Genomic DNA, 24,084 nt, shown 5'->3' with positions numbered 1-24,084 from the left:
ATAGGCAGTAGCTTTTTGGCATGCTCCGTATACTTCTGCATAGAGAGAAACTATAACAGAGGAGTGTGCGAGGATGAATAGAATAAAAGGGAGCATCTTTTTCAGTGTTTTTGTGGCTATGCTAGGGCTCATGCTCATTGCTCCAATTATGCCGCCCCTTATTCGTGAATTAGGCTTAAGAGAAAGCCATTCCGGAATAATTATATCGCTTGGTTCTATAACGATGGCTTTAATGGCTCCAGTATGGGGAAATCTGAGTGATGCAAAGGGCCGCAAGCCTGTGATTCTGCTTGGTTTCATAGGGATGTGTGTAAGCTGCCTGTTGTTTACACTTACTCTTTTTGCTGGATTACAAGGCTGGCTCAATGGCGGGCTACTCTTAATTCTGCTGATTGTTACACGTGGCCTAATTGGCGGCTTTATCCCGGCGGTGTTGTCATCGTCTCAAGCTTATATGGGGGATGTAACGGGAGGAGAAGAGCGTGGAAGTGGTATGGCTATTATTAGTGCGGCGAATGGGCTTGGGCTGGTATTTGGCCCCGCGATTGCAGGTGCCTTTACTTTAATAGGACTGTTGTGGCCCTTATACTTTGGAATTGTCATTGCCGCTGTTGCATTCGTGGTGTCTCTGCTGGCGATTCCGGCCGCCCAGCCTGTTATTCAGCAAAAACCCGCTCGCATTAATCCCCTCCAGCCAGGTCTAAGAATGTATTTGTTTGCAGGCTTGGTTACGATGATTAGTATTGTGACTATTCAGGTTATAGGTGGTTTTTATTTTCAAGATCAGTTAGGTCTTACATCCGAAGAAACAGCAAGAGTTGTTTCCTTTGGACTTATGTTCTCCGGGACAGCGATGCTGATCGTGCAGATCATCCAGATGAAATGGCTTAAATGGCAGCCTAAGCCGATGATTTTGCTTGGTTCTCTATTCCTGATTGCTGGAATGGCATTATTTCTGATTTCAGCCAGCTTGGTCCTTTACTATGCAGCGTTCTTTATGTTTGGCATAGGCACGGGCTTATTGATGCCCGGATTTATGGCAGGTGCTTCGCTTTCGGTCAGTCAAGGACAGCAAGGGGGGGCAGCGGGGCTGGTAGCTGCGGTACAGGGAATTTCCGCGATCATTGCTCCTATTTTGACGACCACCTTATATCGAGTAGACAAATATATCCCCTTTATTCTTATAGCGGTTCTGGTTGCTTGTATGGCTATCGTTATGCTGGGGGTAAGAAAGGGAGATGGGAATAGTAAACCTGTGCCTGACAAGGTATGATAAATAAAAGAGTGGTTAGATGAATCCATAGGCATCCGGCGTATACTCACCGGAAGCCTATATCTATTATAATAAGTTATAAGAAATTTCAGGAAAATCAGAAGGGAGTGAAGAGCTTATGGAAATCCGACAAAAATGGGTAGCATTAAACAAAAAATACACCTTGTACGCACTCAGGTCTTTAAATCAGGTTTTTTGAAAACGTGTTCCTGTTGTGGACGGCAGACCGATATCTGGTATACGGGTCCCTTTTATACAGCATTGTCTTATGAGGCGATCTGTCCTTGGTGTATTGCGAATGGCAGCGCTGCGAGCATGTTACAGGGAACATTTCATGATCCTGCTTGCTGTGCGCAACTGGAGGAACCAAAGCTGGATGAGTTGCTGCATCGGATTCCCGGCTATGAGGCATGGCAGGCCACCGCGTGGCTGGATCACTGCGATGACTACTGTGTTTTTATAGATTTTGTTGGCTGGAAGGAGCTTGTCAGTAGGGGGATAGAAAATGATGTTAATTATTTCAGTCAGACATTGCAAGGAGTATCTCTTATATGGGGACTATGACTGAAACCAAGTGAATTTTCTGAGGTGAATGAGAAGGTGAAACCCAATTTAGGGGTGGTTCTAATTAAGGAGGAGTTCATAAAATTGGAGGAGTGCAGATGGGTTGGGAGTATGGAATTAAGGTCGCGAGATGCGATGAGGCTGAGGGAAGAAATGTGCAGAGTGCTGGAAGAAGAGAAATGCACTGCAGATTGGTTCGAGTTATAGCCGAAGAAAGGAGTGGGTGAGATTGAGTAAGAAGGACAAAAAAGAGATTCAGACACTAATCTATCGCTATAGCGGTCCACGAGCCAATATTGGATATACTTTTGAACCGCTGCGTTATGGGGATACTGAGGAACCGAAGCTGGAGGAGATGATATTCATCTACGCAGATGACTTTGATATCGTGCTGTCTGCGTTAAAGTCCAAATATCCACTTGTCGATCCTGATACGGGAGAAACGTATGAGGCTTTTGACCCCTGCTGGGATAATCCGATTCAGGCATCGGTATGGTATGAAATTTTAACACAATTGGATACTTGGCCTGCCAAGGAGCCAGAATTACGCCTATTTATCGATTCCTTTACAGCATGGGTCAGAGCGCATCTGAAGCAAGCAGATGGTATTATCGTGACCGGAAATCTGTAGTGAAGGCCATGCACTGAAATCCGTATTTTTGCTGCCCCTCGCTTCGAGGGGCGACCGGACGGTGAGCCACTGAGTCGAGTGCCTGGTTCTTTGCAGTACACGCGACAGTCTCCTTGTTGTAACTGGATTATTAACGGTGCTTTTGGTTTTTGATTAACGTTTGCTCCAATTCGGTATCTCCCATAAATTTGCTGGCAGATACAGCAAGCTGATATTGATTGGTCCCCATATTGTTAGCGGCAGGTTGAAGAATCCCTTTTATTGTTTGCCATAATGAAGAGGCCTGCAGGCTTTCTGCCCCAAAATGCAAGATGATATGGATACAGGAGGTAATAATATTGCGACCAAGTCCGTACAGGAACCATTCTTTTTCCTTCGTAATAAGCGGAATAATGGTTACCATCGTTTCCCACGCTTCATCCAATCGTCCTGTTTCAATGAACTTCTCTGCCAAGTTAGATGCAGTAGAACAGTAATTATGATGATTTCCTTCTGTTTTCTCTATTTCGGCCAGCTTTTTGAGGGCTTCAATTTCACCTTCTGGATGGTTGCGCCATCTCTCATGATAAACGAGTGCCTGTAAATTTTCTTTGTTCCATTTCGTCTGCTCTCTGATCCACAAATCGATAAATAATGATAGATACATATCTTCTCCGAGTTCACTCGCGATATTGATGCAATCTTCAAGATCAGCTGTATTTTTGCTGAATAAATATGTTTCCAAAATCAACTCAGGGTCAAACCCGGCATATGTATCGAAATTGGCCTCCTTGGCCTGCTGGAACAAAATTTGGTCCTGCTCACGCTCATACTTTTGCAGTAAAAAAACGGCGTAATACAGAGCATCGCCAATCCCCTGAAAACTGTTCGTTTCCCTGTCTATAATCTCGTTAACGAGCAGCCTTCTCACAATCGGTTCGTAACGCGGGGCATCTCGATCCTCACGATTATACATCGCCAAAAGCACCTTCAAGCGATTGGTATAATGGGCATCACTTTTTCCATACTCCTCACTGTGTTGCTCCAAATAGTCAACCTTCGAAAAATCGGCGTGATCACTTATTAGACTCTGCAGCATTTCATCATAAGGTGCCATCATCTGATCCAGCAGCTTTTTGTAGTTTGTTTCCAATACTGTGATTCTCCTTTCTTGATCGGCTTTATACTACAATCCATATGTACAAAACACAAGCGATTTCCTTTTGAGAGGGGATCGCTTAGTGTGGCAGCGCTGTATACACGTACATATTTTTCTAATAAGCCCATTTTAAGATTCAATATAAGGGGTGGACATTCAACACCTGTAAATCAAGCATACAACATGCAGGGATACAACATTGCGCACAACTATTGGAAGCGTTTTAATTTGAGTATAGAAACACAAAAGAAGACCTCAGGGAGGACATACGAATGCTAAAAGTGAAAGCGCTTAGATGTGAACATTTAAACAATCCGATTGGACTGGGTTGCCTAAAGCCGCGACTAAGTTGGCAAATTGAATCTGACAACATATATGTTTCCCAAAAACGCTTCCAATTGCAGGTATCCAAAAATCCTGCTTTTGAACCGCTGCTCTGGAATCATTTTTCCTATTCGGAGCAATCTATTCTGTTTCCCTATGAAGGTCCTCCACTGGAATCAGGACAACGATATTATTACCGGGTAAAAGTTTGGGCTCAGGGAGCGGGTGATACCGAACCGGAGGAATCGGAATGGAGTGAGTTGGGCTTTTGGGAAATGGGACTGCTCCTTGAGCAGGACTGGAAGGCACAATGGATTACAGTGAAGGAACGCAGCATCCATGAACAGTTTCAGACAAGAGCCCCTTTTGCCGCTTCCAAGTGTTTTTCAGTTGAGGGAAAAGTGAAAAAAGCAGTCATTTATGCCACAAGCCTTGGTTTGTATGAGTTGGAGCTCAATGGACAAAGAGTAGGCGATGCCTACTTTACCCCGGGATGGACAGATTATAACGATCGTGTCCAGGTGCAGGCCTATGATGTAACTTCTACCGTTCGAGAGCAACATAATCGAATCACTGCCACGGTGGGAGAAGGCTGGTACAGCGGCTATCTAGGCTGGCAAAAGCGCAAGGATACCTATGGGAACACAAATGCTTTGCTATTTCAAATGAAGATTAACTATGAAGATGGCCGTTCAGAACTCATTTGCTCAGATTCTTCCTGGGAGGAAACGAGCTGTGCCATTTTGATGTCGGACATTTATAACGGCGAAATCTATGATGCCAGATTGGAGCAGCAGGCAGGCGAGCATTGCTCCTTGAATGAACGGAAAATGATGCAGATCGTCCCGTTCCCGTTAAGTCATCTGGTTGCTCAGGAGAACGAGCCTGTCCGTGTAATGAACCGATTAAAGCCTGTTGAGCTGATTCAAACGCCTAAAGGCGAGCTGGTCCTTAATTTGGGTCAAAATATGGTAGGCTGGCTGGAATTTAAAGTTGAAGCTCCTGAGGGTACGGTTCTGAACCTGGTACATGGTGAAGTGCTGGATCAGCAAGGTAACTTTTACCGGGATAACATTCGGGATGCGGCGCAGCAGATTACGTACATTTGCAGCGGCAAGGGGACGGAGATATTTAGGCCGCATTTTACTTTTCAAGGCTTCCAATATGTGAAGCTAGAGGGCTTTCCGGCTGGTGTAGCGATTGAAGATTTTACAGGCGTTGTTTTGCATTCAGATATGGAGACAATTGGCTTGTTCGAGACATCCGATCCGAAGCTGAACCAACTCCAGCACAATATTGTGTGGGGGCAAAAGGGGAACTTCCTGGATGTGCCGACCGATTGCCCGCAGCGTGATGAGCGATTAGGCTGGACCGGCGATGCTCAGATTTTTGCCAGAACGGCCAGCTTCAATATGAATAGTGCTTCCTTCTTCCGAAAGTGGCTGAAAGATTTGGCTTACAACCAGCTGGAGAATGGGGCTGTGCCTTTTGTCGTGCCGGACGTCCTCAAAGGAACCTTTGCAGATAATATGGACAAAACGACGGCAGCATGGGGGGACGCGGCGGTCATATGTCCGTGGACTATCTATCAATGTTATGGGGATAAGCAAATTTTAGCTCAGCAGTATGACAGTATGAAAGCATGGGTCGATTATATCCGCGCCCAGGGGACCGAGGAACATCTGTGGGATACCGGCTTGCAGCTGGGAGACTGGCTGGCGCTGGATAGCGAGGAAGGAAGCTACTTCGGAGCGACCGACGGAACGCTGGTAGCGACTGCATACTTTGCGTATTCGACTCATATTTTGGCGCAGACGGCCAAACTGTTGAATCGCTATACCGATTACAACACCTATCAAAGCTTGCATGAAGGGATCAAAGCCGCTTTTGCGAACCGTTATTTTGATGACACTGGCAAGCTGACTTCGAATACCCAAACTGCACAGGTTGTGGCTCTGAACTTCGGATTGGTACCAGAAAGGTATAAAAAGCAAGTGATCCAGGAGCTCGTACGGCTGATAGAAAAAAATGATATGCATCTGGATACCGGCTTTGTAGGCACACCCTATCTATGCCTGGTTTTATCCGACAACGGCTATACAGATGTAGCTTATAAGATTTTATTCCAGAAAGATTATCCTTCCTGGCTCTATCAGGTTGAACGTGGGGCCACGACCATGTGGGAGCATTGGGACAGCATCAAAGTGGACGGCTCCTTCTGGAGCACTGATATGAACTCGTTCAATCACTATTCGTACGGTTCAGTTGGAGACTTTATGTACCGAAATATTGCCGGAATCGATGTGCTTGAAGCGGGCTATAAAAAGTCACGGTTAGCACCCAAACCGCCTGTTAATCTTACTTCGGCCCATGGCAAGCTGGAGACACCATATGGTGCGCTTGCTGTCCATTGGGAAATCGTGAATGAGGAAATGCAGATGACGGTTCACGTACCGCATAATACGACGGCTGAGATTACGCTTCCAGGCGTTATGGAGCTGGATGCACTACAACAGACCATTACCACACAATACCCGTCCATTCAGTATCCGCCTGGTAATGTGCCACAAGAGCCGACCGGAAAATTAGGTTCTACCGGAGATCAGGCGATTTTCCAAAAGAGCGGAGACCATGAATTGACGTTTATCGTCGGGTCTGGACAGTATACGTTCCAATACAAATACAACCAGAGACTAAATAACATAGACTAGAGGTGAGAAGCTTGATGAATATCAAAAACAAAATATGGTTTAAAACAGCGTTGCTGTCCATTTCCTTAGTCCTGACATCAGCGAGTGCTATTTCGGCTGTCATCCCGATGATGCTGAACCAATTCCCGGGAGTCTCCAGTTCGCTGATTGAAAGCGTAGTTACGATCCCGTCTTTCTCGATGATGCTGTTTGTACTGCTGAGTGGTCCGATCTCATCTCGCCTGGGTAAAAAAAATACAGTCCTGCTAGGACTTTTGCTCGTGGTCATAGGAGGAATACTTCCTATGCTCACTACAAACATTACATGGATTCTCGCGTTGCGTTTGGTGCTAGGCGCAGGTCTGGGGATGTTCAATTCACTGGCTGTCAGTTTAATTAGTGATTTTTTTGAAGGGGACGAACGGGCTCAATTGGTAGGCTTTCAAAGCGCTGTACAAGGGCTCGGAAGTAGCTTGGCTACCTTTGTGGCAGGACAGCTTGCCCTGATCGACTGGCCGTTTGCCTTTTTATGTTATGCGATCACGATTCCTATCGCACTGTTATTCTTTTTTATCATCCCTGAACCAGAGCGTGGGGAGCCTACAGTGAGCACGACAGGAACGGGTAACAAGAGTGGGCGAATATCCCTACCTGTACTTGGCTTAGGGGCTACACTATTCCTGTTTATGACCTTTATCATGATTGTGTATACCAAAACAGGTATTATGATTGCTGAAAAGAGTATGCCTAACGCAGGGTTTTTAGGGACCGCTTTGACGCTGTTCTCCTTGTCAACCATGATTGCAGGCTTATTGTTTGGTAGAATATATAAGTGGTTCAGAAATTACGCACCCTTTATCTCCAGTCTATTAACAGCGACAGGCTTTGTCCTACTGTGGTTTGCTCAGAATGTGACGATGGTTACGGTTGCCATGCTGATCATTGGCTTTAGCTTTGCACTGTTTATTCCTTATATTTTTACCATACTAACTAAAATCGTACCTAAGGGTAGTGAGACGATATCTATTTCGATTGCAATGGTGGGCTCCAATTTGGGAGCGTTTGCTTCGCCTTATATCATCAAGTTAGTTGGGGTGTTGTTCGGGAATGAAACTGCCTCATTTGCCTTTCTCGTTTCAGCGATTGTATTTATGATCGCTGCACTCCTCTGTCTGGGAATCGCTATTAGAGGAAAGGGAAGCAAAACTCAGACGGCAGTTCACAGTTAATGGGAGTCTGAAGGAGGAGTCTGTGTTTATGAACCTGCATGAGTTGGATCAGTTGCTGAGAAGTAAAACTGAAATTGAGCTTCTGCAACAACAAAGCAATCAGGTGATTAATGATCTCTCCAAAGAATCGGAGAATGAGCGATTTTTGATATGAATCAGAATATGTATCGAATGCCCGCTTTATTTTTCTTCGGAGAACATGATATTTATATTAGCAAGCGCAATAGATTTGCTCCGATGCTGGAGCACATGCATGAATTTATTGAATTAAACTATGTTTACTCAGGTAAGTGCAACCAAATCATAGCGGGCAAAGAGATTCAGCTTTGTGAAGGTCAAGTGTGTGTTCTGGATAAGGATGTACCGCACAGCATCTCTCCTTTGGGAGAAAACGATATACTGATTAATATCCTTCTGCAAAGAGAAACGATCTCGTCCCTCTTTCTACAGCGGCTATCCAAGAAAAAAAGTCTGATCGGCGAATTTCTCGCCAACTCTGTCCTCCAGCATCAGCACCATAATCACTTTATTATTTTTGAGTCGCAGCATAATGAGAACCTTCAGTATATATTGCGTAGAATCTTGATCGAATATTTTTCCAGGCAAGAGGATTCCATGGAGTTGGTCAAGGCTTATTTGCCAATCGTATTTGGAGAATTGGTTCGTGTATTGGAAAGCGAGCATAATATTCATGTAAACCAGCAGGAAAATCATATTACCTCTATTCTGAATTATATAGAAGAGCATTATCAGCATTTAAGCCTACAGCAATTATCTAACCATTTTAATTACAATAGCACGTATTTAAGTAATAAGTTGAAAAAAGTAACGGGTCTTACTTACACTCAGCTGATTGCCAACATTAAGCTTAATGCCGCCTATTCTTTGGTTGTGAATACCAACCTGCCGTTCGAAATGATCTTTAAGCAGGTGGGATATAACAGCATGAGTTTTTTCTATAAAAAATTTAAAACCGCGTATGGTGCCACCCCGCAAAATATTCGAAACAAACAAATGAGAAAATGAAGAATACACAAGGACGTCCAATTTGAATTGGGCGTCTATATGTTATAATATCGGCAAATTCATAAGCTAGTAATGTAAAGGGGGGAGCATCCTTGGAGGCGGTACTAAGACGGAGCTGGCCGGAGTGGAACGGAAGATTGCAGAGACGAACCGGGGGCTGGAATAATACGACGTATTTTGTTAAGAGTGGTGGGCGAAGTGGGGTGCTGCGCGTCTATGATACACACAGGGATCGGGACAAAATCGAATTTGAGCATGCGGTTTTGCAGGCGCTGAGCAAGCAATCTCTATCCTTCAGGGTTCCAATGCCAATTCGAACGATTACAGGAGAGACACTTGCACAGGTTGAGAAGGATAGTGGCAAATATGTGTGTCTATTCGAATACATAGAAGGTATATCACCATTGGAGCAGGACTCTAGCTTTGCCTATTCTTTTGGCGAGGCAGCTGGTGAATTGTCTGCCGTGCTTGCAACACTTAATCTTGATATGACCCCAGTCTATCGGCCGTATTATGCTTTGCAGCAATCCTATCCATTATGTAGCCCGGAAGTAATCCAAGGCTTTTGTTTAAACCCGCCGGAGCCTCTCAAGAAGTTACAAGAAGAGCTGCGCCTGATAGGAAAAGTATATGAAGAGATTACAAATTCGCTTCGTGCATTGGAAGAGTTGCCGCATCAGCTTGTTCATGGAGATTTGAACGCTTCTAATTTATTGGTAAAGGATTCTGATCATAGCCAGGTGGCTGCACTGCTTGATTTTGAATTTTGTACGCTAGACGTTCGGGTCATGGAGCCGGCGGTCATTTTGTCAGGATTTTTGGGGCAACCGGAGGAGACCACAGCTGTTCGTGATTTTTGCCGGGGCTTCAGCCGTCGGGTCCGTTTAAGCCAACCCGAGATCGACGCTTTGCCTGTGTTAATGCTGCTTAGGAAGGTAGACGTTTTTCTTCATTTTGTGAGTCGCTTTCTGGAAGGAACAGATCAGCCACACGTGCTGCAAGAACAGGTCAAACAGATTGCGGCCGACTTGCTCCAACTGTCTACCAGCAGTAGCTGGATTCAGGAGGAGTTGGCCCAAGCTGGAACAATGTATGAATAAACGAGCTACATGTCGTGTTATGTTATAATTTCTGGAATAACAGAAATGAAGTCTATTAAATTAAACTCGGAACAGGAGGAGCAGATGAATAGTTGGTTAACGAACGCGTTACGACCCTATTTTGGGCTGAAGACGCTGGAAGAACATTGGGACGTGGTAGAAATTAAAGAAGGATATTTTATTTGTATGGATGGAGATGTTATTCGCAAGCGAATTTCTTCTAAAGAGGATGCTTATGGAGAAGCTGATGTAGAGATTTTTACTCGTGATCGGGCATTTGTTCTACCTAAAACGGCACGTGGCAAAGAGAAAAAGCTGAATTATACAAGTGTTTCGAGCATCTCAGCAGAAGGTGTGTCCTTTTCAGCAGGCATTCGAAGAGATCGTCCTATTAGTTATGTTACTGCTGTGAATAGCAAAACTGGCGTGAGATTGCCCATCACTGGATGTGAGCATTTACATAGTAAAGAAGAGATCATGGATTGGCTTCAACGTTACCCGTCACTTGTACCTAACAACTATGATCGTAAGCTGGATCGATTAAAGCATATGAAAAACCAGCGCTATAAAACCATCCCGGGAGACATCTTTCGTGTGGAAATAGACCTTTTCACAGATGGGTATGTACTGGTCGTCGGTGATTTGCGCCAAATGCAAAAGGATCAGTTGTTTGCAAAGGAGAGCATATGGAACAGTGTCATGACGATGCCTTTATTCGTACGTCCGTATTTGTGTACAAGTCGTGACCGTTCAATAACTTTGGAATCCATCACAGCCGCCCCGTTATCGGATACAACCTGGATTGTCATGGATGATTCCTTTATGCGTGGGGCCTACGAGCGGGTAGGGCATAAAGCATTGGCGGAAGAGGATATTGTGTTTCCGATTGGTTACGGCAGTAGCATAGATAGCAGTAAAGAAAGAATATATAGACTGTCCTGGGGAACGGGCACAATTTCCAAACCGGAAGGGGAGACAGTGTTCAAGTCTGCGCGGGAATTTTTAAATAACGGTGTGTATTCAGGTATCATTACGGACTGTTTTGGTCCTTGGGAAGAGCGGGAGTGGCACAAAACGCTGGATAATCCGTTGTATCGGGAGGAGCGTCGAAAAGCACTGGCCGAATTCGGATTCCCGGAAGACATTTCATACGATGAGTTCAACCGCCAGACGGGAGGACTGACGCGTTCGGAATATCTCGATTATTTGACAAGGACCTATAGCGGAAAAAGAAAGATGAAATGATGCGGTTATACATCCATTTAGGAGGGCCAATGAAATATCTTAAAGATTGTCCGGAACCAGGCATGGGAACCTGGTATTTTGAAATAAACTCAGACGGCGTAGCCTATCGGCAAATTGTGATCCAGGATGACGGCACGTATATTGCTTCTAATCGCAAGCACGAGCAATATCATTTCTTGTTAGCCGAGAAAGCAATTGATGATACAGAGCCCTATTATACGAAAATTACAAAAAAAGAGTTTGAAGAAGTCTGGTCCAACAATCTTCACACCTTCAACAAGGAATGGCAACAAATCAAAAATGCACTGCCCGTTGGGACTAAGGTAAAGGGTTATATTGAAGCCTTTTTCCCACATGGCACGCTTATTCATATTTTCCAGCACAATGCAGTCGGATTGTCAGACACTCGTGTATCTGCAGAGAAGACCCCATCCGAGTGGATGTATCCAAGACATGAGATCACGGCGATTGTCCAAGGCTACGACGAGCTGAATCAGTGGGTGATTTTAGAGCAAACGCAGGTTTTCGAAAATCAGTTCACAGTTTGAAAGATAGATATCGGAATACAGGAAGGGGAATGGACATGCATACGTTAACGGTGGATGAACTGGTGGATCAGGACAACCATGCATGGGAAGAAGTTAGAAATATTCTGCAAGAAGGGAGTAACCCATATCGCATTCTGTCGGCAGAATCGGAATCTGTTAGGGGAGATACGCTCTACCGTTTGCAAGTGAGTACCAAATCGTACTTGGGAACGGTTGCCTATGAAACAGGAGGGATCGTGTTTGATCATGGATGGATCACCTTACTGGGTGCGGGTGGGCCTGGAAATTACGGCAGTTTGGCTTCGTGGAACGGACTACAAGAGCCAGCGAGTGTTCCTGCCCTTGGGGGAATGCTGATTGTGGGCTATGATGCAGCAGGTGGCTTCTTTGGATTGGATACAGGGAAGTTTGGGCGCAGCGGCCATATCTACTATTTTGCACCGGATGCATTGGAATGGGAATCCACAGAGCTGGCCTATTCCGGTTTCTTGAGCTGGTTGGCTGAGGGAGATTTGGGCTTGTTCTACCAGACATTCCGTTGGAATGGTTGGCAGTCGGATATGGAGCAACTTCAGCCAGGAGAGGTATTTGCTTATTACCCGCCGCTATGGACTCAGGAAGGTGGCGGAGAGACCAGCCACAAATCGCCTATAGCGGTAACAGAAGCGTGGCAGGCGGTAATAGATAGAGGCTAGTTCCGCTAATGGGGAGGAGGCGCAGATCATGAATCATTCCATTCAATCCAAACTGATGCAATTGAATGAAATACTTTCTCAAAATAACATTGACCATTATTACATTTATGATTATACAAGTCGCCCCAAGCTGGTACTAGCAGGGAGCTTTGACTTTAGCTATTATCACAACATAGAGATCACTTTTTACGAGGTCTCATTTCTTTCCTGTCCGGGCGGTGTATTTTCAATTGAGTGCTTTAGACTGGCTAATGACAAGGAATTGGAAATATTAAAAACCGTCTCCTACGGATTTGATGAGGGGCCTGTGATTTGTATGGAAGATCAAACGTTTGGCACCCGATTTTTTATTGCTGCTGAAAGCTTGGATTACGAGCTCAAGACCGTTTATTACTATAAACGTGAGAACCTTCAACCTCATGAAAGTATGGCTGAATGGGTTGAAAAAGATGGAGAAGGATGAAAAAGGTAGCAACAACAACTTTTAGAGACGTCAAGGCAGGGAGGTTGGTTATTATGTGGAGTATTCATTTTGAGCAACAGTTTGTAAAATCCCCCGAAGCAACTGGTGAACAAATCGCGAATTTTTTGAGCATATGGAACATCAAGCTATCGGAGCAGGAGATTCACGAAATCCAACAAAGACAAGTGAACCCTTTCCCGAAATCGTCTCCATTTTATGATCAATATAAACCGCTTGATCCTGTGGGCTGGCATCTGCCCCAAGGACAATTTCCTGATAGTTACATAGAATTGCTGAAATATTCTAATGGCGGTGAATTTCAGAATGGAGAACGTTATTTCCAGTTTTTCAATACTGAAGGTTTGAGAGAAATGAACCTCGCCTACGAGCTGCCAGAGTATATGCCGGGTGCCGTGTCGTTTGCGATGGATGGGTGCGGAAATCACTATATGTTTGATATGAGAGAGGAAAAAAGAAACAACGAATACCCCATTCTTTTTGCTCATTCTGGTAGCTTGGGGTATGACGAATGTGAACAGGTTGCCCATTCATTTATAGAGTTGTGTACGGAAAAATGGGCATTATATTGATACTTTTAATAAACATACGCTATATTCCCGGATAATTAATCAAGCATACATTGGAAAACCCGCAAGTTGGGGCCTTTTTATCAGGTCCAGCTTGCGGGTTTTTAACGTTACTTATTTTCATTCATCATTTTCATTAAAACTTGATAGACAATCGGTAAAGTGGTAAAGCCGTCACTTAGTAAAAAGTGCCCCCCATGATCTACTTCGTGAAAATCAGCCTTGATATCCTTCGCTAGTTTCTTACTGAGTGCAAAGGGGACAATTGCGTCGTCCTTTGAAGCTATGACTACACGTGTCTTTAGTGAATCGATGATTTGCTGATCATCCAACTGGTCATTTGTAAATTCATCTAATGATGGTAGGCTTGGCACTGGATCAGTAAAACCGGAAACGAACACGCCGCCACCCAGTGGTTCAGGTATATTTACTTGCTGCAGGTACCTTAATATGGATATACAACCCAAGCTATGACCAATAAAATAGGTGTCTTTATGTAGAACTTTAATATTTTGCAATAGATACTCAATCCACTCATTAAGCTTGGGCGTTTGCGAATTGGGCATTTCTAGTATATTTACCGAAACCCCGTCTTCCTGTAATTTGTCTTGTAACCAAGGAAACCAATGATCTGTTGGAGAAGCTGTGTATCCGTGGATTATATATACTTGTTTTTGATTTTGTATGTTTGTCACCATACGTTCTCTCCCATCATTCAGTGATTTAGTTCATGCTGTGATATGTGTCCCTCTTCGTCTGAGAACTCTTCCATTTAGCAAAATCTCTATGCCTATGAGTATCAGAAATTGTTGATTTACATAGACCATTTTTTATCAGTTTTGGCGAGTTTTTCATCTTGCCTATCCCTATTTAAACACGACTACAGTCATGCGTCCAAATCCTGCAACTCTTCCTGTTCAGCCATTTGCATCAGCTTATAAATCTGCCGGGTTGTGTTCACATTCCGCACTGTCATTTGCTGATACAACTTGGTGCCGACTAATTTCGTTAACCCGCTTTTTGTGACTTGTTCCTTGCTGACAGAAAACAAAATCGCCCCGGGCGTATACATGACGTGCCCAATTCCCGGTTTCAAAGGAAGCTTGTCCAGAACGGTAATATCGTTAATTTCATCCCACAGAAACATTACGTCACTTTTCATCTGTGTATCATTAGCCCATTCATCCGGCAGTGCCTCCATAATGCTCTGAATCTCCTTCATATTACGGACGATGACACGGATGGGTAAGCTAAAATCCTCCAGAATCGCCTGTTCCAGTACGAGCGATAGCTCCTGGTTGGACCGCTCCTGACTGGAAAATATGATATTTCCAGAATTAATGTAAGTCGTCACATGCCCCATACCTGCATATTCAAACGTTTGCTTGAGCTTCTTCATCTCGATCTTGTTGTTGCCGCCGACATTGATGCCCCGCAGTAATGCGATATAGATCATAAAAAGCCCCACCTCTCTTTAACCAATAGGATTTCTAACAGAAGGATAGGTATTTCAGCAAATACGTGGTTTGGTTCTCGCCCAGTAAGTGATGCAGCCCTGGTTTTACGTGCTCGATATATTCTGCTTTGGTTTCGTATGTATCTTCATCTACCAATTCTCCCTTAAAGGTACAGGCACCTTCAATCAGGATGGAAAGAGCCGTAAAGAAGTCAGCTAAAGAGTCAGCAACCTGCGCAGCCGCCCCACCTTCAATTGCAGCATATACAGGAGAATCGGGTGCGCTAGTATCGACAATGAGTGGATCGTCATTAAACGTGGCAATTACAACATGATGGGAGGGCCACGAAGAAGACTCTTGGACAAGCTCACCAGACGTAACGAAGCGATACCCCAGTTGTTGGCGATATAAATGTTCTGGTGCGACAAAAAAGATAACTGCGGCATCCCCAACTTCAACTGCTGCGTTTTTTAATTTGTGTGTTCCCGCTGCCTTGGCATCGATCATTTCATAGTGGCTATACATGTACGCAAGCTCAGGAGATAGAGGAATCCGACTGTCCCAGCAATCTGTTATACTCTCTGAACGAGGCTGGATATCGTGGTCTTGGAACAGCCCGTAGGCTTCATTATACAAGTTTTGCTGGTGTACAAACCGGGCCAGCGCTTCGCTTAACTGTTTCATAGGTGTTCATTCCTTTCTAATCGCAGACTATGACCTGCGACATCACGTTTCATTCCTAGCATAAAGATATCATAATATAGAAATGAAGAACATATGTTTCTGTATTCATGCAGCCTTGCCAGTCGATCCAGATTAATTTTACAATATAGGAGTTCGGATTAATGTGTTATGCCAGGTTCAACATGAAGTTTGGCTTGCTATGCAAGGAGGAGAGAAATGTCATTTTCTAAAATATACGATTACAAATTAAAAGCCTATTTTAATGAGCGTATTTCTGATTTGAATCATGAAGATCTATTTTATTCTTATCCCGATCAAGAGCAAAATTTAAGAATATTAACTCTGAATATAAATGAGCAGGATCATATTTCTTTAGTGCGATGGTATGATTTATTTGACAGGTCGCTATTTACAAAAATGGATCATCCCATTCTAAGCGTAACGGATGCTGAACGTCTGATTCGATTGCTTGCGCTTATGTTTAACGTTTTTGATATACATAAAGATGTTGCTTATAGCCGAAAAAACTTATGTTGTGTTTATTATCAATATCAAGTTTCACATCTAGCAGAGAGAGGGAATGAATTCTCGCTTACTCAGGATAGGCTATTTTTTGTTCACCTTCTCTTATTTGAATTGGGTTTAGGAGATGACATTTATGATCGTCTAACGATTGAAAATAATAAGATACTGTACAGCATGGAAGACGGACAGCAGTATGATTTGCACATTCTAATTGACATGTTGCATGAGCATATTAACAAAAATAAGATGGATATGGATACCCGAGCAGCGCTGGGGAAAATAAAAATTTTGCAAGGACAGTTGGTCAACTTCATCTTGGGCAGTCATGATGTATATGATTTTCCGTATGATGATTTCAACAAGTCGTTTGCAGAAGCAACGATGTTTATACAAGCCTATAACTCTAATAAAAATAGGGTATTAGAGGTGCTGATCGACTGTATCAATGAGCATCAATCTCCAACAGAGCAGTTCATCTCCCATTTGATCTTGATGAATTACTCCTATTTTGTTCTCAAAAGTAATCCTAGCGAAATTACATATCTTAAATTATTCTGCAAGAAAAAACCGGGAGTTTTTATGAAAGTATTGACTGCATTGCTTGAACTCGGATTTTTTGTCGATAAAACTATCTTCGCAAATGCGGGTATACATTATGATTTATCCAGAATAAAAGGGGTTTAAGGATGCCATTTCATCACGTTTCTTTACCTAATTTACCATCGTCTATCGGACGCCTTACGGCCATTCATCCTGTAAAAGGTGGCTCTCAGGGCAGCATAACCCTGCTAGCACTAAATACACAGGCAGAACTGTGGAGACTAGAACTTCGTTCTGGTAACGCAGAATTATGCACACATATTTGTATTCCTGATTTTAATCCCATGCAACCTGTCCAAATGGTGACCAGTCCTGACGAGAAGTACGTAGCCATATCCAATCGTTTTGGCCGGCATGCGGCAGTGTATGATTTAATCCATGCTCAAGAAAAAATGCAATTATCGCGGGACGAATACCACTATGATAAAAGTATGTTTCCCTTGGCATTTGTACATCAAGACGGTATGTGTATCCTTGTTCATGGAACGGAATGGAACCGGCTTGATTTGACGGATGTAGAAACAGGGAGGCTTTTGACAGCAAGACCTACCCCTGTTTATAACAATGAAAGCAAGGATGAGCATTATCTAGATTATTTTCATGGGAGGCTGCTGGTTTCACCAGAGGGAAAGTGGATGGCGGATACAGGATGGGTATGGGCTCCCTTAGGAGTAGTCCGAACTTGGTCATTATCTGATTGGCTGCTGAACCCATGGGAATCGGAAAATGGTTCGTCAGTTCGCCATCTTTGGCAAACCATAGATTGGGATGGGCCAATATGCTGGACAGGACCTGATACATTGGCGGTATGGGGACAGATGGATGCCGATTTACTGGAGGAGGAAGATTGGGGAGAGGAGGGAGTGGAACCGGCGGTTGTCCTATTCGATATGACTCAGCCCGGGTACCGACGTGTGCTTCCTGCGATCCCATCTTTAAATTGTAAGCCTGATGAATACGGGATTTATCCATATCCTCAAGCAAATATAACCGTTTGCGGCGACCGATTATTCTTGTGGGGAAAAGGAGTTCCGCTTCAGGTATGGCGGCTTTCAAGCGGTGCGCGGGAACATGTAGATACGGAGCGATTTCTACTCATTTACCATCAAGAGGCAGGAATTTTCGTTGAATTACATCCAGATAGCGGTTGTAAAGCCTTGAGCTACGAATAAATGGCGGTACCGGATTTTTTTTCTCCCTGGCGATATGGAAAAATATTCATTAGCTATAACATTTACAAAGGAGTGTACATCAAAATGGCACTGATCAAGGATCGTTTTTTCGGATGCCTGGTTGGACTGGCTGTGGGTGATGCTTTGGGGACCACAGTAGAGTTTAGCAGTCCAGGCACATTCGAACCTGTAACGGATATTGTAGGCGGCGGTGTATTTGGGTTGAAGGCGGGGCAGTGGACAGACGATACGTCTATGGCGCTCTGCTTGGCCGAGAGTATGGTGCGAAAAGATAGCTTTGATCCAGCAGACCAAATGCGCCGCTACACGAATTGGTATCACCTGGGATATATGAGCAGCACGGGAACATGCTTTGATATCGGTGGTGCGACGAGAGCAGCACTGCATCGCTTCGAGGCCACTGGAGAGCCGTACAGCGGGTCCGTTGACCCCATGACTGCCGGTAATGGCTCGATTATGAGGCTTGCACCTGTCGCCATGGCCTATGCGAACCGCCCGGAAGAGGCCGTGATGTACGCCGAGCTGAGCTCGCGTACTACCCATGGAGCAGTCGAAAGTGTGGAGGCCTGTGCCGTGCTTGCTTCAATTCTTGTGGCAGGTCTGCGGGGAGCGGACAAAGAATTCATGTTATCAGCTGATGTCTGCTATAAGTGGCGGCAGGAACAGTCAGCTTATTCGCCAGCCATTGAAGAAATCATTCAGGGTTCTTACCAGCATAAGGAGCCGCCCGAAATCCAAGGAAGCGGTTATGTTATTCGTTCCCTTGAGGCTGCGCTGTGGGCATTTTACCATTCGGCTTCATTTGAAGAGGGGGCACTGCTGGCCGTAAATCTGGGAGATGACGCAGATACGACCGGAGCAGTGTACGGCCAGATTGCAGGGGCTTATTACGGGCTAAGCGGTATCCCGAGTCACTGGCGCGAGAAGCTGGCGATGAAGGAGACGATCGATGAGCTGACTGAGGCTTTATGGCAGAAGGCCGACAAGGGCCAGACATTCTAAGAGGAACATCCATAAGATCAAGCTGGGTTGCTTTTATTTTGAAGCAGAACCCGGCTTTTTTGGTTCACTATATTTTGCCGATGACTCATCTCTTGGGACTACTATCCATGTCGCCATACTTCCGCCCTCCTCAGTAACCTGTCGTTATGACAAAATGAAGTCCAGTACAAATAACACTTCACTTTACTGATCTTTTTGAGGAGGAACTACATTGTCGCATCAATATAAACAGCTTCATTCATTTGTCGATATTTCCAATAATATAGAAGGGTTTGAGATCGTTTCGACCCAATTTGGACCTGATGGACGCGTGTATATTTTGCTAATTGATAAAGTCCCAGAACGGGCGCGGGGAATGTTCCCGCCTTCCTCTCTTAAAGAGAGACGTACTTACAAGATACTCATTATAGACGATCACATTAAAGAAGTGTATGTGGAGGGGCAGCAGTTTAACTATCATTATGTACAGCCTCTACAAGATTATTTGTTACTCGTCGGAGCACGGTGCCATTATTACGGACCTGATCAATACGATCTAAATGGTAAAGTCATTGATTATGAAGGTCGTACCGTGAATGAACTACTGCTTGGAGACGGTATTCAGAGTGTTCAGGTTACCAAAGAAGGTACGATCTGGACCAGTTATTTTGATGAAGGTATATTCGGGAATTATGGTTGGAATGAGCCTGTGGGGTCCTCCGGCCTTGTCGCCTGGAATAAAGAGGGGCATAAAATATATGAGAACCAAGCGGCAGACATTCATGATTGCTATGCTTTGAACGTAGTCAGCGAACAGGAAATCTGGTTTTATTACTATTCAGATTTTTCATTAGGACGTATTTCCGGTAGCGACCGTACGAATATTACGTTTATGAATCCGAGGATTTCCGGCTGCTCCGGGGTGGCTACAGATGGGTATCACTTTTTGTTCGACGGCGGGTATGGCAAGAATGGACAATATGTCTTGAAAAAGAATGTGAAGCCAGGCAACTTGAGCAAAGGACAACACATTCGCTTTTTAAATGACGATCAAGAGTTCCTCCAGCAGCACGAACAGGATTTCAGAAAAGACCGCCTGCTGCTCCGTGAAGGTTCTCTGCTGTATCAGGTAGCTGTTGAAGAGTTAGTATAAAAACCCACGTCAGACGTGGGTTTTTCCTTAACACCAAAAATACTTATTCATACGTTTTGACAAGATCATTCAGGGAGGTAATGGTACTTCCTTCCCCAATAGCACCGAATTTCCATTCCCCTCCATAGCGGTATACTTCACCTACACGGATGCTACACATCCCTTTATAGTCCTCTGTCAAATTGTATCGGAGAATCTCTTCATCTTGCGACGCATCCAATACTCGAATATAAGCATTGTTCACCATACTGAAATCCTTACGTCTACCAAAGTTGAAAAAACGGAATATATTCACAATAAATACGACTCTATGCACTTCAGGTGGTAGTTGTTGGAGGGATACGGTAATGACTTCATCATCACCGTCACCATGTCCTGTCAAGTTGTCACCACTATGTACGACGGCCCCGCAAGGGCTATTTTTATTTCCGAAATATACTAGATTTTTCGTCTGAGTCAGCTTGCCATTCTCATTAAGAAGCAGCGCTGACGCATCAATATCCATGCTTCTACCCCTCATAGGGTCCCATCCAAGCCCTACTTTGAGCACGGATAAGTGTGGATTATTTTTGGTTAGGTCTACCTTCTGCCCTTTAACTAGACTAATACTCAACGTTATGCCTCCCTATCAATATGTTTGTTATCAATATGTTCGTTCTACTCTGAAATTGTAGCATATATATAGAAGGATATAATCTATTCGTAACTTCACAGATTTTTTTCCGTATAAAGATAAAAACATGATCCAAATTCGTTCCCTCAGGGAGAAATGCAACCATGTTTAAACAAAATGAGAAGTTGAGGTAATGCATCATATGAATGAAAAATTTCGAGCCGATACAGGATACCAGCTGGCTGAGCAGAAGGCGCTTCAGTATTTTGCATCACTCTATAATCAGATCAAGGATAAGACTTATGTGACTTCTCTTACAGAAGATATCCATATATGGAAAAGGAATCATCTCCGTCCTTCTTCATGGTTATCCTTCATTTCGCGGAATAAGAGAAAGCCGGATACTCGGGATTATGACAGATACATTCAATGGCTGAGTTACACAGGGAAATTAGACGATTATCTGAAGCGAAGTGTCTCTTATATTTACATGAGGGATCTAGGCAAGGCTCTAGATTCTGCGGACACACAGACCCGGATTCAGCGCGTCATTGCTGACGTGAAAAGATATTTGCTTCAACCCTCCCGTGCTAACAGAAGAAATCAACCGGAGTTTATGAATATAGCCGGGGTGTATCGGTGGTCTCAAAAGGAAGGGATCGAAGCCACTGTCATCTGGTTAATCAACAAGCTTAACTCTGTATCTTCTCATATTCCTGAGGAAATGGATGCAGAGCACGCCCAGCGCAAACTGATTAAAATCATCATTGGGGTTATTCTGCATGTGATGGAAGAAATGGACGAAGCCGTGCCACCTGTTGAGCGTTCGCGCAGACTGGATGAAGCCATTAGGCTTGGGTATTCCTATGGGTTGACCTATCCTTTTATTGATGATCTTCTCGATTCTCAGCTGTTGACCGTTCAAGAGAAAGAGCAATACTCCCACATGATACGTACCGCGCTTCTTACCGGATCTGTGCCAGAGCTGGGCGACTGGACTGGCGAACATATGAAGTTCATTCGCTATATCCATTCGGAGCTCTCGGATGCTTTTGAGTATATTAAGGCACATCAGCGGTCAGACACACAGCAAACCTTTTTCGAGCAGTCCTATGTTTTCTTTCATTCTCAAGATATCGACCGGGATAAGGATCTAACGCAAGCTAATTACACTAATGAAGAGCTTTATATACCTGTTATTTTAAAATCTGCTTCTTCCCGCTTGATTGTCCGTTCCGTGATTAGTGCTCCTGAGGATGAAGGGTTTGAGCAACGAACATTCTATTATGGTATCTATAACCAGCTTGCTGATGATTTTGCGGATATGGCTGACGATATGAGAGACGGTGCAGTAACACCCTATACCTATTATTTAAAATATCATCAGCAAAGATCGGATTTGATCAATCCCTTCGAACTATACTGGGCGGTCATTTCTAATTTGATCCATAACGTATATGACTCGGATGCTATGGCTCGCGAGGTGATACTGGACCGTGCAATAAATGGACTCAAACGTTATAAAGAACGGGTAGGTGCAGAAAAGTACAATGAAATAATGGAGATTTTGGCATCCGGGAATCCTGAATTTAATCGTCTCATTCAGAAGATGGTGGGCAAAGCAGAGGATGTAGATTTCTTCGATAAGCTGCTTCGTGACCAGATGATTACCCATTTGAAAAACGATTCGAGGGAAAAGGAAGACTTTATGAATACGGTCAAAACCGTCCGGGACCAGATTAACAACCAATTGAAAATAACCAAGCCTTCTGGGATCGAGGCCATGAAAGAACAGCTTATTGATGCTGCCAATTATAGTCTTGAGGGGGATGGGAAAAGGATACGTCCTATATTGACTTGGGTCATGGGCGTAAATGAATATGGTTTAGACGCTTCGGCAATCGTACCTCTTCTGCGATCATTGGAATATATGCATACAGCCTCCCTGATTTTTGATGATTTGCCTTCCCAGGATAACGCCTCTACCCGTAGAGGGCGTCAGACATTACATCAGGTGCACAATAGCGCTACTGCGGAATTAACCGGACTATATCTGATCCAGAAGGCCATCGGGGAACAAGCATCACTGAACCAGTTCAATACTGAGACTGTACTTGCCTTGATCCAATACTCGGCCCGTAAGGCAGAGGATATGTGTATGGGTCAGGCGATGGATCTGGATTCCAAAGGAAAGGCTTTGACCTTGGAGCAGCTGAATATGATGTGCTTTTACAAAACAGGAGTGGCGTTTGAGGCTTGTCTCGTGATGCCAGCCATGCTCGCACAGGCCGAGGAGTCTGAAATTGTCGCTTTGCAGAAATTCGCCTATCATATGGGGATTGCTTTTCAGATCAAAGATGATTTGCTTGATGTGGAAGGAGATACGCTCTTACTTGGAAAACCTGTGGGTCAGGATTCGGATAACAATAATTCGAATTTTGTGTCCATCCTTGGTTACGAAGGTGCCAGTAAAGAGATGTGGGAGCACTACTGCCTTGCCATGGAAGCATTAAAAGAGGTGCCACGCAATATCTCTTTTTTGAAGCACTTAATGAATTATATCGTGAACCGGGATCGGTAAAAAGGATTATACCCCATGGCTCCATAGGAGTGGTGGGGTGTTTGTACGTTGAGCCAGCAGAGAGCTGCTCATGCTCCTTTTCTTCTCCTTGGTGATCATCTAATGTAACGCAGATACCTCTGAACAATCACAGTAAAGATGTGAATATCTGGTGACTTCAGTACCGTATTTTATCCGTTACGGCGCGTTCTCTATTATAATGATTTAAAAACGGACAAGGAGATGAACTCCAGATGAAAAAGGGAATCTTGGTCGCTTCAGGCTTGGTTGTTGCGGCATTGGGCACGTATCTGATTACTGGAAATTTTCAGAAAGAAGGAGCGGACAAGCTCGGGACAACAGATATCAAGCGATTGGTGCATGATATCAGTGCAGGCAAGGCAACAGCCCAATCCGCTTCTATTAATTCAAGTCAGTTGATGGTCACCGGGAACGATACTCGACCCATGACTTATAATTTGCCTGACAACGAGTTTTTTGTTTCGATTGCGCCATATGTAGACCAGACCCACCCTTGCGCAACTCATAGTCTAACGGGCTGCCAAGGCGAAATAAAAAACGGAGAATTCAATGTGACCGTTCACGACATCGAAGGGAATGTCATCATGGAGAATGCTGCCATGAAATCACAACCCAATGGTTTTATTGATCTATGGCTGCCAAGGGACAAAACCTACCGCATTAGCGTGAATCATGAAGGCAAAACGGCCCAAACGGAATTCTCTACATATGAGAAAGACGATACATGTATCACGACGATGCAGTTGGGTTAACGACGGAGGAT

22 protein-coding genes and 1 pseudogene are annotated in these 24,084 nt (G+C 44.2%); 18 read left to right on the top strand and 5 right to left on the bottom strand.

Annotated elements, in window-relative coordinates:
- Positions 1-73 precede the first annotated feature (73 nt).
- The 3 genes from ACN6NF_RS17305 to ACN6NF_RS17295 all read left to right on the top strand — a co-directional run bounded on the left by ACN6NF_RS17305 (position 74) and on the right by ACN6NF_RS17295 (position 2,468).
- Positions 74-1,273: an MFS transporter gene (locus ACN6NF_RS17305; RefSeq protein ID WP_474318767.1), complete on the top strand. Its 1,200-nt coding sequence runs from the start codon at positions 74-76 to the stop codon at positions 1,271-1,273.
- Positions 1,274-1,408: 135 nt separating this feature from the next.
- Positions 1,409-1,837: a CbrC family protein gene (locus ACN6NF_RS17300; protein ID WP_474318766.1), complete on the top strand. Its 429-nt coding sequence runs from the start codon at positions 1,409-1,411 to the stop codon at positions 1,835-1,837.
- Positions 1,838-2,066: 229 nt separating this feature from the next.
- Positions 2,067-2,468, top strand: a complete 402-nt coding sequence (locus ACN6NF_RS17295) for a hypothetical protein (protein ID WP_474318765.1) — start codon at positions 2,067-2,069, stop codon at positions 2,466-2,468.
- Between the two features lie 130 nt (positions 2,469-2,598).
- Here the strand turns inward: ACN6NF_RS17295 and ACN6NF_RS17290 are convergent, their stop codons facing one another.
- A complete protein-coding gene (locus ACN6NF_RS17290; protein ID WP_474318764.1) occupies positions 2,599-3,600 on the bottom strand; it encodes a hypothetical protein in 1,002 nt (333 codons plus the stop codon).
- A gap of 278 nt (positions 3,601-3,878) precedes the next feature.
- On the opposite strand from ACN6NF_RS17290, the gene ACN6NF_RS17285 reads away from it, so the two are divergent.
- From ACN6NF_RS17285 to ACN6NF_RS17245, 9 genes and pseudogenes are all read left to right on the top strand, one after another.
- Positions 3,879-6,641, top strand: a complete 2,763-nt coding sequence (locus tag ACN6NF_RS17285) for a family 78 glycoside hydrolase catalytic domain (protein ID WP_474318763.1) — start codon at positions 3,879-3,881, stop codon at positions 6,639-6,641.
- 14 nt (positions 6,642-6,655) lie between these two features.
- Positions 6,656-7,849 (top strand): MFS transporter, encoded by a 1,194-nt coding sequence (locus ACN6NF_RS17280; RefSeq protein WP_474318762.1) that lies wholly within the window; start codon positions 6,656-6,658, stop codon positions 7,847-7,849.
- Positions 7,850-7,877: 28 nt separating this feature from the next.
- Positions 7,878-8,875, top strand: a pseudogene (locus tag ACN6NF_RS17275) (AraC family transcriptional regulator).
- A gap of 92 nt (positions 8,876-8,967) precedes the next feature.
- On the top strand, positions 8,968-9,975 hold the full coding sequence (locus ACN6NF_RS17270; protein WP_474318761.1) for a phosphotransferase enzyme family protein: 1,008 nt from the start codon (positions 8,968-8,970) through the stop codon (positions 9,973-9,975).
- Between the two features lie 84 nt (positions 9,976-10,059).
- The gene (locus ACN6NF_RS17265; protein WP_474318760.1) at positions 10,060-11,220 is read left to right on the top strand and encodes an immunity 26/phosphotriesterase HocA family protein; all 1,161 of its coding nucleotides are present in this window, start codon (positions 10,060-10,062) and stop codon (positions 11,218-11,220) included.
- 29 nt (positions 11,221-11,249) lie between these two features.
- Positions 11,250-11,768 carry a hypothetical protein gene (locus ACN6NF_RS17260; protein WP_474318758.1) on the top strand — a complete coding sequence of 173 codons (519 nt, stop codon included), beginning with the start codon at positions 11,250-11,252 and terminating at the stop codon, positions 11,766-11,768.
- Between the two features lie 35 nt (positions 11,769-11,803).
- Entirely contained in the window at positions 11,804-12,463 is a 660-nt protein-coding gene (locus ACN6NF_RS17255) for a DUF2625 domain-containing protein (protein WP_474318757.1), read from the top strand.
- Positions 12,464-12,491: 28 nt separating this feature from the next.
- Positions 12,492-12,926, top strand: a complete 435-nt coding sequence (locus tag ACN6NF_RS17250; RefSeq protein WP_474318756.1) for a hypothetical protein — start codon at positions 12,492-12,494, stop codon at positions 12,924-12,926.
- Positions 12,927-12,979: 53 nt separating this feature from the next.
- A complete protein-coding gene (locus ACN6NF_RS17245; RefSeq protein WP_474319072.1) occupies positions 12,980-13,516 on the top strand; it encodes an SMI1/KNR4 family protein in 537 nt (178 codons plus the stop codon).
- A gap of 107 nt (positions 13,517-13,623) precedes the next feature.
- On the opposite strand, the gene ACN6NF_RS17240 is transcribed toward ACN6NF_RS17245, so the two are convergent.
- From ACN6NF_RS17240 to ACN6NF_RS17230, 3 genes are all read right to left on the bottom strand, one after another.
- A complete protein-coding gene (locus tag ACN6NF_RS17240; protein ID WP_474318755.1) occupies positions 13,624-14,211 on the bottom strand; it encodes an RBBP9/YdeN family alpha/beta hydrolase in 588 nt (195 codons plus the stop codon).
- 188 nt (positions 14,212-14,399) lie between these two features.
- Positions 14,400-14,969: a DUF1697 domain-containing protein gene (locus ACN6NF_RS17235; RefSeq protein ID WP_474318754.1), complete on the bottom strand. Its 570-nt coding sequence runs from the start codon at positions 14,967-14,969 to the stop codon at positions 14,400-14,402.
- Positions 14,970-15,003: 34 nt separating this feature from the next.
- The gene (locus ACN6NF_RS17230; RefSeq protein ID WP_474318753.1) at positions 15,004-15,654 is read right to left on the bottom strand and encodes a hypothetical protein; all 651 of its coding nucleotides are present in this window, start codon (positions 15,652-15,654) and stop codon (positions 15,004-15,006) included.
- A 216-nt stretch (positions 15,655-15,870) separates the two neighbouring features.
- Between ACN6NF_RS17230 and ACN6NF_RS17225 the strand changes: the two genes are divergently transcribed.
- The 4 genes from ACN6NF_RS17225 (at position 15,871) to ACN6NF_RS17210 (ending at position 20,106) form a co-directional block, all read left to right on the top strand.
- Positions 15,871-16,863 carry a hypothetical protein gene (locus tag ACN6NF_RS17225; protein WP_474318751.1) on the top strand — a complete coding sequence of 331 codons (993 nt, stop codon included), beginning with the start codon at positions 15,871-15,873 and terminating at the stop codon, positions 16,861-16,863.
- Between the two features lie 2 nt (positions 16,864-16,865).
- Positions 16,866-17,951 (top strand): hypothetical protein, encoded by a 1,086-nt coding sequence (locus ACN6NF_RS17220; protein WP_474318750.1) that lies wholly within the window; start codon positions 16,866-16,868, stop codon positions 17,949-17,951.
- A gap of 84 nt (positions 17,952-18,035) precedes the next feature.
- On the top strand, positions 18,036-18,974 hold the full coding sequence (locus ACN6NF_RS17215; RefSeq protein WP_474318749.1) for an ADP-ribosylglycohydrolase family protein: 939 nt from the start codon (positions 18,036-18,038) through the stop codon (positions 18,972-18,974).
- 211 nt (positions 18,975-19,185) lie between these two features.
- Positions 19,186-20,106 (top strand): hypothetical protein, encoded by a 921-nt coding sequence (locus tag ACN6NF_RS17210; protein ID WP_474318748.1) that lies wholly within the window; start codon positions 19,186-19,188, stop codon positions 20,104-20,106.
- 43 nt (positions 20,107-20,149) lie between these two features.
- Here the strand turns inward: ACN6NF_RS17210 and ACN6NF_RS17205 are convergent, their stop codons facing one another.
- Positions 20,150-20,719, bottom strand: coding sequence for a TerD family protein (locus tag ACN6NF_RS17205; protein WP_474318746.1), 570 nt, complete (start codon positions 20,717-20,719; stop codon positions 20,150-20,152).
- Positions 20,720-20,912: 193 nt separating this feature from the next.
- Here ACN6NF_RS17205 and ACN6NF_RS17200 point away from each other — a divergent pair, with 193 nt between their 5' ends.
- The gene (locus tag ACN6NF_RS17200) at positions 20,913-23,300 is read left to right on the top strand and encodes a polyprenyl synthetase family protein (RefSeq protein ID WP_474318745.1); all 2,388 of its coding nucleotides are present in this window, start codon (positions 20,913-20,915) and stop codon (positions 23,298-23,300) included.
- A gap of 233 nt (positions 23,301-23,533) precedes the next feature.
- Complete coding sequence (locus ACN6NF_RS17195; protein WP_340865170.1) at positions 23,534-24,073, top strand: CueP family metal-binding protein; 540 nt, start codon at positions 23,534-23,536, stop codon at positions 24,071-24,073.
- Positions 24,074-24,084: the final 11 nt, after the last annotated feature.

Source organism: Paenibacillus sp. TSM33, from assembly GCF_056099025.1.
This window is presented reverse-complemented; position numbering and strand designations above follow the sequence as displayed.

What these genes read in the sequence shown, in the direction of transcription:
- ACN6NF_RS17265 (WP_474318760.1), top strand. Translation starts at nt 10,060, where the DNA reads ATGAATAGTTGGTTAACGAACGCGTTACGACCCTATTTTGGGCTGAAG.
- ACN6NF_RS17230 (WP_474318753.1), bottom strand. Translation starts at nt 15,654, where the DNA reads ATGAAACAGTTAAGCGAAGCGCTGGCCCGGTTTGTACACCAGCAAAAC.
- ACN6NF_RS17305 (WP_474318767.1), top strand. Translation starts at nt 74, where the DNA reads ATGAATAGAATAAAAGGGAGCATCTTTTTCAGTGTTTTTGTGGCTATG.
- ACN6NF_RS17195 (WP_340865170.1), top strand. Translation starts at nt 23,534, where the DNA reads ATGAAAAAGGGAATCTTGGTCGCTTCAGGCTTGGTTGTTGCGGCATTG.
- ACN6NF_RS17260 (WP_474318758.1), top strand. Translation starts at nt 11,250, where the DNA reads ATGAAATATCTTAAAGATTGTCCGGAACCAGGCATGGGAACCTGGTAT.
- ACN6NF_RS17280 (WP_474318762.1), top strand. Translation starts at nt 6,656, where the DNA reads ATGAATATCAAAAACAAAATATGGTTTAAAACAGCGTTGCTGTCCATT.
- ACN6NF_RS17300 (WP_474318766.1), top strand. Translation starts at nt 1,409, where the DNA reads ATGGGTAGCATTAAACAAAAAATACACCTTGTACGCACTCAGGTCTTT.
- ACN6NF_RS17285 (WP_474318763.1), top strand. Translation starts at nt 3,879, where the DNA reads ATGCTAAAAGTGAAAGCGCTTAGATGTGAACATTTAAACAATCCGATT.
- ACN6NF_RS17215 (WP_474318749.1), top strand. Translation starts at nt 18,036, where the DNA reads ATGGCACTGATCAAGGATCGTTTTTTCGGATGCCTGGTTGGACTGGCT.
- ACN6NF_RS17240 (WP_474318755.1), bottom strand. Translation starts at nt 14,211, where the DNA reads ATGGTGACAAACATACAAAATCAAAAACAAGTATATATAATCCACGGA.
- ACN6NF_RS17235 (WP_474318754.1), bottom strand. Translation starts at nt 14,969, where the DNA reads ATGATCTATATCGCATTACTGCGGGGCATCAATGTCGGCGGCAACAAC.
- ACN6NF_RS17250 (WP_474318756.1), top strand. Translation starts at nt 12,492, where the DNA reads ATGAATCATTCCATTCAATCCAAACTGATGCAATTGAATGAAATACTT.
- ACN6NF_RS17225 (WP_474318751.1), top strand. Translation starts at nt 15,871, where the DNA reads ATGTCATTTTCTAAAATATACGATTACAAATTAAAAGCCTATTTTAAT.
- ACN6NF_RS17220 (WP_474318750.1), top strand. Translation starts at nt 16,866, where the DNA reads ATGCCATTTCATCACGTTTCTTTACCTAATTTACCATCGTCTATCGGA.
- ACN6NF_RS17245 (WP_474319072.1), top strand. Translation starts at nt 12,980, where the DNA reads ATGTGGAGTATTCATTTTGAGCAACAGTTTGTAAAATCCCCCGAAGCA.
- ACN6NF_RS17255 (WP_474318757.1), top strand. Translation starts at nt 11,804, where the DNA reads ATGCATACGTTAACGGTGGATGAACTGGTGGATCAGGACAACCATGCA.
- ACN6NF_RS17200 (WP_474318745.1), top strand. Translation starts at nt 20,913, where the DNA reads ATGCATCATATGAATGAAAAATTTCGAGCCGATACAGGATACCAGCTG.